This is a genomic window from Rothia sp. HMSC068E02 (assembly GCF_001813565.1).
In the GTDB taxonomy this organism is placed as follows: Bacteria; Actinomycetota; Actinomycetes; order Actinomycetales; family Micrococcaceae; genus Rothia.
In genome coordinates, this window is the sequence record NZ_KV812894.1 from 26,418 (window position 1) to 35,523 (window position 9,106).

The window sequence follows — 9,106 nt, forward strand, 5'->3', positions numbered from 1 at the left end:
ATGTGTTGCGGCTGTTTGTGTGCCGGGCGCAGGGGTTGAAATGTGATGTAGGCCTGTGTGCTGGGGCTGGTGGATGCCTGCACGTGGGTGGTGTTTGCCAGGTATCCTTTAAACGTGCTTATTTCAGATCGCGATATTCGTCAAGAGATTGCTGATGGGCGCATCGTTCTTGATCCGTTCGATGAGTCGATGATTCAGCCTGCAAGTGTGGACGTGAGGATTGATCGTTTCTTCCGTCTGTTCGATAACCATAAGTACCCGCATATTGATCCTGCTCAGCCGCAGGAGGATTTGACGCGCCTGGTTGAGGTGGCTCCTGATGAGCCGTTTATTCTGCATCCGGGTGAGTTTGTGTTGGGTTCTACGTATGAGAAGGTGACGTTGCCTGATGATGTGGCTGCCCGCCTGGAGGGTAAGTCGTCGCTGGGTCGTTTGGGTCTTCTGACTCACTCTACGGCTGGTTTTATTGATCCTGGTTTTTCGGGGCATGTGACGCTTGAGTTGTCGAATATGGCGACTTTGCCGATTATGTTGTGGCCGGGTTCTAAGGTTGGTCAGTTGTGTTTCTTCCGTTTGAGTAGCCCGACTGAGCATCCGTATGGTTCTGGTGCGTATGGTAACCGTTACCAGGGTCAGCGTGGCCCGACTGCTTCGCGTAGTTATTTGAATTTTCATCAGACGATGATTCCTGCGGATGGTTCTGTGGAGTCTTAGTCTTTCCCGCTTTGGGGTGCGGGCGTGCAGGCTGTGTGTTTGTGCGCCCGCGTTGGGCGGTTTTTCGCCTGTTGTGCTCGTGCGTTCACTCGCGTGCGGGTTTTTATCTCTCACTCTCTAAGGATTTTTGATGAATCTGAAGCCTGTTGTTCTGCGTGTTGCTGGCGCGGAAGTTTCTTTGTATCTGATTGATATGTCGGACTCTTTTGTGGAGCGTTTTAAGAAGGCGTGGGAGCCTCTTGCTCCGGAGTTTTTTGATACTCCTGATGAGGCGTATGCTTCGTTGTCTCGTTTTGATCAGGTGATGTTGGTTCATGCGCCGACTGATGAGTCGGTGATGGATTTGGCGAATCCGTTGATGGGTTCGTTTGATAAGGTTTCGACGCTGCGTGTGGCTGATGATGATTCGGGTATGCAGGATCTGACGAGCCGTATTACGTTGGCGATGATTGAGCAGCTGGTTGGTCGCGGTGTGATGCTGCATGCGGCTGTTATTGGTGACCCTGAGTCGAAGCGCGCTGTTGCGCTGGTGGGTGTTTCTGGTAGCGGTAAGACGACTGCGTCGCGTTTCTTGGGTTCGAAGTTTGCGTATCTGACTGATGAGACTGCGATTATTTCGGATGAGGGTGTTGTGTCGCCGTATCCGAAGCCGTTGTCTGTGATTGTTGACCCGAATGCGCCGAAGGATCAGCAGAACCCGGTGGATTTGGGTCTGAACGTGGTTGATCGTGATGATCTCAGCTATGAGCTGTCGCGTATTGTGTTCATTTCTCGTGATGAGTCGGCTTCGGAGCCGTATTTTGAGCGTGTTCCGCTGCATGAGGCTCTGGTGTTCTTGAGTGAGCAGAGTTCGGGTCTGGCGCGTCACCCTGAGGGTGTTGTGTCGCTGGCTAAGCTGGTGGAGCGTTGCGGTGGCGTGTGGCGCCTGGTGTACTCGGAGGTTGAGGATACTTTGCCGCTGGTTCAGGATCTGCTGAATGGTGGTGAGCTGCCGAATGCTGATGAGGTTGAGAAGCTGGAGAAGTACACGGTAGAGGATTACCTGCCGGGTGTGTTCTTGAACGGTACGATTGCGGTGTCTCGTATGCCGGGTACTTCGGGTGTGCGTGTGGGTGAGGACGGCCCGTTCTTGCTGCTGTGTGACACTGAGCTGAATGAGCTGTCTGATTTTGCGGCGGAGTGCTGGCTGCAGGCTGAGGGCGACATTTCGTACGATGACCTGTTTGCGCGTCTGGCTGAGATCTTTGAGGGTCTGCCTGCGGAGGCGTATGACGAGAACCTGAGCGCTCTGGCGGCTGGTTCGATGCTGTGGGTTCGTGTGATTGATGATCCGCTGATTGATGACGCGACCTGGGCTCAGATGACTAGCGATGAGGTTCTGGATGAGGAGGAGCAGCAGATTGCGCTGGATTCCTCTGAGGATGCTGTCTCTGATGATGAGGATGATGTGGTGGAGGACTAGCCACCGCGGCTTACTGAGCTCCGCTTGTTAGGCGCTGCTTAAGCACAAGGGAGGGGCGGGTAGAAGGATGATCTTCTACCCGCCCCTCCTTACGTATGTGTGGGGTGCGGGGTGTTTAGCCCCGTGACGCCTTACTGGGCGGCCTTGTCGCGGCGCTTCTGTTCACGCTTCTGCTCGCGGCGAGCCGCACGCACACGCAACGGGCCGGGTGCCTTCACCGGCAATAGTAGGAGCAGACCCGCCACCACAACAATCAGAATACCGAGCACACCCCAAATCTGCGCGCCCATGATGCTCACGCACAGACCGAACAGCATCGGCGCCAGGAAGCTGGTGGCACGGCCGGTGGTCGAGTACAGACCGAACAGCTCACCCTCAGTGCCGGGATCAGCCAGGCGAGCCAAGAAGGTGCGGGATGCCGACTGCGCCGGGCCCACGAACAGGCACAGCAGCAGGGCGCATACCCAGAACACGCCCGGTTCGGGGAAGAACATCAGCGGGGTAGCCGCCAAGATAATGCCGACCAGCGAGATAACAATGATCGCCTTCGGGCCCAGGTAGTCATCCAGGTAGCCGCCCAGGATCGCGCCAGCCGCCGCGACAGCGCTACCGGCAATACCGAACAGGATCACCTCGGAAGTGCTGAAACCGAACGTGCCCGCCGCAAGAATACCGCCGAACGTAAAAATACCGGACAGACCATCACGGAACACCGCCGAAGCAATCAGGAACCACAGGGTCTGCGGGGACGTCATCTTCAGCCGCTTAATGGTGCGCCACAGCGCCTTGTAGGAGGCGAGCAGACCGCCCTGACGAGCCGGGGAGAGACGCTCCATACCGAGCTCCAGGAAACGCAGTTCGCGGGTGGGCAGCACCTCCGGCAGGAAGCGCTCGCGGGTGCGCATACGCACCAGCAGCGGCACGCAGAAGAAGAGGCACCAGGCGGCGGCGAACAGTGCGACCGCACGGATATTCAGGGCGTTATCGGTGGTCAGGCCGAGCACTTCGGGGGTAAGCACAAAACCCCACAGCACCACAGCCAGCGCCAGGATGCCGCCAATGTAGCCGGCAGCCCATCCGGCGCCCGAAATCTTACCGATATTCTCCGGGTGGGAGATACGCGGCAGCACGGCGTTATAGTTCACGTACGCGAACTCGCTGAACACGCTCGCCGCAGAAATCAGGGTGACACCCAGCCACAGGTACTGCGGGGTGGGGCCTACGAAGAAGCACGCCGCCATCGAACCGACCAGTAGCATGGTGTTCACACCGAGCCAGAAGATGCCGCGGCCAGACTTGTCGTTACGCTGACCGGTGACCGGCGCCAGAATCGCAATGAGGAAACCGGCGATGGTCAGGCCCAGTGATAGCGCCGAAGAGGTCTCTTCGGGCGTACCGAAGTAGCTGCTGGTCAGGTACACGGTGAAGATGAAGGTCGTCATAATCGAGTCGAAGCTCGAGGAACCAACATCCCACATGACCCAGGACGCGACCGAACGGCGGCTGTTCGCGTGGTCAACGACCCTACGCTGAGCCTTCGTCTTACGGCGGGGAGAAGAAATAGTCATAGTTGTGCTTTCGGATGCCGAGGTGGCGCTTCAGCGTAGCGGCGGCATGAAACCGGCTGAAGTAGGGCGGGCGTGCTGAAGATGGAACACCAGGCGGTACGTACCGAGCAAAGATACGTACCGCCTAGTTCATGAACTTTCGCGCGGAAAGCGCAAAGTCTTAGTTGAAGAAACGACGCTGCAGGCGAGCAATACCGAAGCTCACCACAGCACCGGCGACGGAGGTCAGAACGGTCCAGAGGATGACCTGACGCAGGGTGTCTTCAGACTCGTGGGAAATGGCGGGAGGCTGGTTGCCGGTAGCCTTGGTCCAGGCTGCGCCCAGACCCTTACCAACCAGGGCAGTAGCGCCCATGTTGATACCCGCAATGGCAAGCTTAGCGACGGGGTTCATGTGTATCTCCTTAGCTGTATACGATGCGGCGTCCTGCCCGTGAACCCCTTCGGGGTTGGGTGAGAAAAGAGCGCCACTCCCTAGCGTATAGGGTTTAAGGCGTTCGTGCCGCCTTGGAGCCGCTCCGTCCCAAAATTGTACACCGTGCAATTCTGTAATGTGGGCAGAAGAAGAAAACAAAAAGCGGCAAATTGGCACGAACAGCCAGACACGCCTACAATCGAACCTGGGCTTCCACCTGCACCACAACGGTACGGACAAGGAAGCCCACAACGACAGGGGAGCGCCACCGAGGCGCTGAGAGTGCTAAGCAGACCCTCGAACCTGATCCGGTTAGTACCGGCGTAGGGAGTCGAATTTCTTCTCAATGCCCTCGTCCAATCAGAGGGCGAGGACATTCCCCTTCCAACGACGGAAGGATCACCAATGTCACAGAACGCAACCCCCGCCTCCCAGGCATCTAGCCAGGCAGAATCGAAGAAGCCGAACCTGCGCTGGCGAGTCAACGAAATCGTTATCGCCGCAGTTATCGCAGTAGCCTGCGCCGTCATCTTCTGGATCTGGGACATCGCAGTCGGCCCCGCCGCCAAAACTGCACTCGTAGCAGCACCCGAATTCCGCCCCATCGTCGCCGGCGCATGGCTGCTTGGCGGCACCCTCAGCGGCCTGCTCATCCGCAAGCCCGGTGCGGCACTCTTCGGTGAAATCGTCGCAGCATTCATCTCCGTGCTCTTCACCGGCGGCGCGTGGAGTGGTGAAATCCTGATTGCCGGCTTCTTCCAGGGCGTTGGCGCTGAAATCGCCTTCGCAATCTTCCGCTACCGTCGCTGGGACGCATTCGTAGCAGTCTTCGCCGGTGCGCTCAGCGGCCTGTTCATGGGTGTTAACGAAATCTTCATCTACTACCCCGACATGGAACCGGTCAAGGCAATCATCTACGTAGCGTGCGCCGTCATCTCCGGCGCAGTGATCGCAGGCTTCCTCGCATGGATTCTCGTGCAGAACCTCGCCAAGACCGGTGTGCTCTCCTCGCTGGCATCCGGCAAGACCCGCCGCTAACCACCAGCAACTATCCACCGGCTAGTCACTCACCACGAGTCACCACTCGGCACACTACAGCAGCCACACAAAGGCTAAGGAACCATCATGGAAGCAACACCGCGCGGGGCGCGCATCGAGCTCAACAACTTCAGCTGGCACCACCCCGGACGCCCAGAACCCGTCATCAGCGGACTCAACCTCACCATCAACCCCGGTGAAAAAGTCCTGCTACTGGGCACCTCCGGCGCAGGCAAATCGACGCTCCTGCACGCCATCGCCGGTGTGCTCCATGATGACGACGGCGAATCCGCCGGCGGCACCATCACCATCAACGGGCAAGCACCCGCCGAAGCACGCGGCACCGCAGGCATGATGCAGCAGGACCCCGAATCCTCCATCGTCATGGCAACCGTCGGCAACGACGTAGCGTTCGGCCCCGAAAACCTGCGCGTACCCCGCGAAGAAATCTGGGACCGCGTCGCCGAAGCCCTCACCGCAGTAGGGCTCAACCACCTGCCCCTCGACCACCCCAGCAGCGCACTGTCCGGCGGACAGAAACAGCGCCTCGGCCTGGCGGGCATCCTCTCGATGCACCCCGGCGCCATGATCCTCGACGAACCCACCGCCAACCTCGACCCCTCCGGCGTGCAGGAAGTACGCGACAGCATCCTCACCGCTGCCGAGGCGACCGGCGCGACCCTGCTCGTTGTGGAACACCGCGTGAGCATCTGGGCGCCGCACATGGACCGCATTATCGTGCTCGGCGAAGGCGGCACCATCACCCACGACGGCGCACCCGACACCGTACTCACCGAAGCCCGCCAAGAACTCATCGACGCGGGCGTGTGGGTACCCAACTACGTGCCGCGTGCGCCGCAGAGCGACAGCGATAACCAGGGCGGCGAGCACGGCGAGGCGCTACTTCGCGCCGAAAACCTCAGCATCACCCGCGCACAACCCACCCCCAAACAACGACGCGCCCGCCGCCGCACCATCAAACGCCTCGGCGACACCCCCGCACCCGCACCCATCGACCTGCCCGTACTGCGCGGCGGCATCAACCTCACCCTGCGCGCCGGCGAACACCTCAGCGTGCTCGGCCCCAACGGCGCCGGCAAATCAACCCTCGCGCTCACCCTCGCAGGGCTACTCACCGCCCCCGACGGCACCCTCGCCGCCACCGACACGCTCCGTAATTACGACGGTAACCACGGCGGCGAGCGCGCCCACTGGGACGTACCCACCTGGCCCCCCGCCCAAATGCTCAGCCGCATCGGCTACGTCTTCCAAGAACCCGAATACCAATTCATCCGCGGAACCGTACGCGAAGAACTCGAACTCGGCCCCCGCCGACTCGCCGCACTCACCCGCAACCCCCTCAACGAAGACGACCTCACCGCCCGCACCAACGAACTCGCAACCCGCCTACGCCTCACCCACCTACTCGACGCCAACCCCTTCACCCTCTCCGGCGGCGAAAAACGACGACTCTCGGTCGCCTCCGCGCTCGCCACCGCACCGAGAATACTCATTCTCGATGAGCCCACCTTCGGGCAGGATGCCCGCACCTGGGCCGAACTCGTCGACCTCATCCGCGAACTCCTCGCAGGCGGTACCGCCATCATCTCCATCACCCACGACGAAGACTACACCGCCGCACTCGGCGGCAACCACATCACCCTCGAAGCGCTCGAAGCCTCCGAACCCCAGGCAACCAACGGAAAGGAGAACGCATGAACACCGACTTCTTCGGCACCATCGACCGAACCAGCTACTTCAGCAACCTCAACGCCGGCGTAAAACTCATCGTCTCCTTCACCCTCATCATCGCCGCACTCATCGTGCGCGACCCCCTCACCTCCGGAATCCTCTTCGCCCTCGAACTGCTCGGATTCATCCTCGTCGGATTCCGACCCGTCAACGTCCTCACCCGCTTCTGGCCCATCCTCATCGCCGTCATCACCACCGGCTGGTCCGTCGCCATGCTCAGCGCCAAAAGCGGCACCACCATCCTCGACCTCGGCTTCAACAGCATCACCACCGACTCCGCCGCCGTCGGCGCAGCCATGATGATCCGCTCCCTCGCCATGGTCCTACCCACCCTCGCATTCGTGCTCACCACCGACCCGACCGACCTCGGCGACTCCCTCGCACAAACCTTCAAACTGCCCTCCCGGTTCGTGCTCGCCACCGTCGCCGCCCTGCGCCTCGTCGGCATTCTCTTCGCCGAATGGAACGCCCTCGGCCAGGCACGCCGCGCCCGCGGACTCGGCGCAGGCCAATCCCTCATTGGACGTGCACAAACCTTCGGCGGCCAAAGCTTCGCCCTGCTCGTGCAGGCTATCCGCCGCGGCTCCCGCCTCGCCATCACCATGGAGGCGCGCGGCTTTGGCGCGGGCGAACGCACCTGGGCGCGCGTACCCTCGTATTCGCGCCGTGACGTGCACGTGAGCATTGCCGCCGCCGTCATCATTGCTGTTGCGTACGGTGCATCTATTGCTGCGGGTACGATTCAGTTCCTCTGGGGCTAGTTCGTTCTTACAGTAGGTTGCGGTTTCGTTTTCGTGACCCCGCTTGGGAAGCGGTATCCGCCCTCGTTCCTACAGGGGCACCCGTCCTCGCTTCGCTTCGGACACCCTGATGTCACTACGGGCGATACCGTCTTCCCACGCTGGGCTACGGAGGCGCCCGCACTCTTCCTTCGCTCCTACAGGGAACCCGCCCTCGCAGAGCTCGGGCACCCTGATGTCGCTTCAGGAAGGTACGACACCTCCGCACTTGGTCTGCAGACAGCACAAAGGGACGGCACCATCCTCGCTCGGATGGCACCGTCCCCTTTTCGTATGCGATTAGCTCTGCTGCGCCAGGTAGTTCAACAGCGTGGCGGTCAGCTCCGGGTCGTGTGCCAGCGCCGTGCCGTTCAGGTGAGTCACCGGCGCAATCAGACGCACCGACGAAGCCAGCCACACGCCGTCCGACTCGAACAAATCCTGCGGGTAGAGCGGCCCGAAGCCCAGTTCCCAGCCTGCCTGGCGTGCCGCCTCGAACACCGCACCCTGCGTGGTGCCGGGGAGGATGCCGTGGCTCGGCTCAGGCGTGTACAGCACCTTCTTGCCGTCCTCAATCTTCGCAACCAGCACCGAGGAGGTGGCACCCTCCAGCACGCGACGCTCGTCGGTGATGAAGATAGCGTCGTCCGCGCCGCGCTCCTGAACGTACCGCAGAACCGCCATGTTCACCGCGTAAGAGAGGGTCTTCGCGCCCGCCAGCAGCCACGGGTAGGCGCTGTTGTCCATCGGCTCGTGGCCGCGCGGCAGCAGCATCGCCTTCACACCCTCGGTGCGGCGCTTCACGATGGAGGCGGGCACCGGCGACGCCATAATCAGCGTGTACGGGCCCGGCTGCATGGAGGTCACCGCCTGGGTGGGGCCGCGCGAAATAATAATCTTCACGATGTGCTCTTCACCCAGGGCAGTCTCGGCACCGGCGGCAGCCTCACGCATGAGGCGCTCCACCGCCGAACGCAGAATCTCGGGCTCCGGGTCGGGCAAATCCAGCATGCGCGCCGACGACTCGAGGCGGGACAGGTGCATGCCGAGCTTACGCACGCGACGGTTGACGGACAGCATGGTTTCGAAGACGCCGTCGCCGCGGGTGAAGCCCTGATCATCAACGCTGATGAGGGGCACGGACGGGTCGACGAAGATGCCCTGCGGGTTCTGCTCGTTCAGAAGAATTACGGTACTAGACATAGTTTTATTGTACGTTCGCATCCCTAACCGGCGAGGGAAGACGGTACTAGGGATAGGTGGGCGACGCCGCCTGCCTGCCCAGGTACAGCAAGGTACAGCAAAGGGACGGTGTTATCCACGCTCCTACAAGGGCACCCGTCCTCGCTTCGGACACCCTGATGTCGCTTACGGATAA

Annotated in this window: 8 protein-coding genes and 1 riboswitch; of the genes, 5 read left to right on the forward strand and 3 right to left on the reverse strand. The window is 60.9% G+C overall.

The window, feature by feature from the left end; genetic code table 11:
- The first annotated feature begins 114 nt into the window (after nucleotides 1-114).
- Both dcd and HMPREF2919_RS07505 read left to right on the forward strand, forming a co-directional pair.
- Nucleotides 115-714, forward strand: a complete 600-nt coding sequence (gene dcd, locus HMPREF2919_RS07500) for a dCTP deaminase (RefSeq protein ID WP_005509013.1) — start codon at nucleotides 115-117, stop codon at nucleotides 712-714.
- A gap of 130 nt (nucleotides 715-844) precedes the next feature.
- Nucleotides 845-2,176 (forward strand): septin family protein, encoded by a 1,332-nt coding sequence (locus HMPREF2919_RS07505; RefSeq protein WP_070667046.1) that lies wholly within the window; start codon nucleotides 845-847, stop codon nucleotides 2,174-2,176.
- A 131-nt stretch (nucleotides 2,177-2,307) separates the two neighbouring features.
- On the opposite strand, the gene HMPREF2919_RS07510 is transcribed toward HMPREF2919_RS07505, so the two are convergent.
- Both HMPREF2919_RS07510 and HMPREF2919_RS07515 read right to left on the reverse strand, forming a co-directional pair.
- Nucleotides 2,308-3,744, reverse strand: a complete 1,437-nt coding sequence (locus tag HMPREF2919_RS07510; protein WP_070667048.1) for an MFS transporter — start codon at nucleotides 3,742-3,744, stop codon at nucleotides 2,308-2,310.
- 160 nt (nucleotides 3,745-3,904) lie between these two features.
- Nucleotides 3,905-4,138 (reverse strand): DUF4235 domain-containing protein, encoded by a 234-nt coding sequence (locus HMPREF2919_RS07515; protein WP_070667051.1) that lies wholly within the window; start codon nucleotides 4,136-4,138, stop codon nucleotides 3,905-3,907.
- Between the two features lie 267 nt (nucleotides 4,139-4,405).
- Nucleotides 4,406-4,506, forward strand: a riboswitch (TPP riboswitch).
- Nucleotides 4,507-4,564: 58 nt separating this feature from the next.
- On the opposite strand from HMPREF2919_RS07515, the gene HMPREF2919_RS07520 reads away from it, so the two are divergent.
- The 3 genes from HMPREF2919_RS07520 to HMPREF2919_RS07530 all read left to right on the forward strand — a co-directional run bounded on the left by HMPREF2919_RS07520 (nucleotide 4,565) and on the right by HMPREF2919_RS07530 (nucleotide 7,710).
- On the forward strand, nucleotides 4,565-5,197 hold the full coding sequence (locus tag HMPREF2919_RS07520; protein ID WP_049350529.1) for an ECF transporter S component: 633 nt from the start codon (nucleotides 4,565-4,567) through the stop codon (nucleotides 5,195-5,197).
- Nucleotides 5,198-5,284: 87 nt separating this feature from the next.
- Complete coding sequence (locus tag HMPREF2919_RS07525) at nucleotides 5,285-6,916, forward strand: ABC transporter ATP-binding protein (protein WP_070667053.1); 1,632 nt, start codon at nucleotides 5,285-5,287, stop codon at nucleotides 6,914-6,916.
- Nucleotides 6,913-7,710 (forward strand): energy-coupling factor transporter transmembrane component T family protein, encoded by a 798-nt coding sequence (locus HMPREF2919_RS07530; RefSeq protein WP_070667055.1) that lies wholly within the window; start codon nucleotides 6,913-6,915, stop codon nucleotides 7,708-7,710. Before HMPREF2919_RS07525 ends, HMPREF2919_RS07530 begins: the two co-directional genes overlap by 4 nt.
- 318 nt (nucleotides 7,711-8,028) lie before the next feature.
- On the opposite strand, the gene HMPREF2919_RS07535 is transcribed toward HMPREF2919_RS07530, so the two are convergent.
- Nucleotides 8,029-8,931: an aminotransferase class IV gene (locus HMPREF2919_RS07535; protein ID WP_049358402.1), complete on the reverse strand. Its 903-nt coding sequence runs from the start codon at nucleotides 8,929-8,931 to the stop codon at nucleotides 8,029-8,031.
- Between the last annotated feature and the right edge of the window lie 175 nt (nucleotides 8,932-9,106).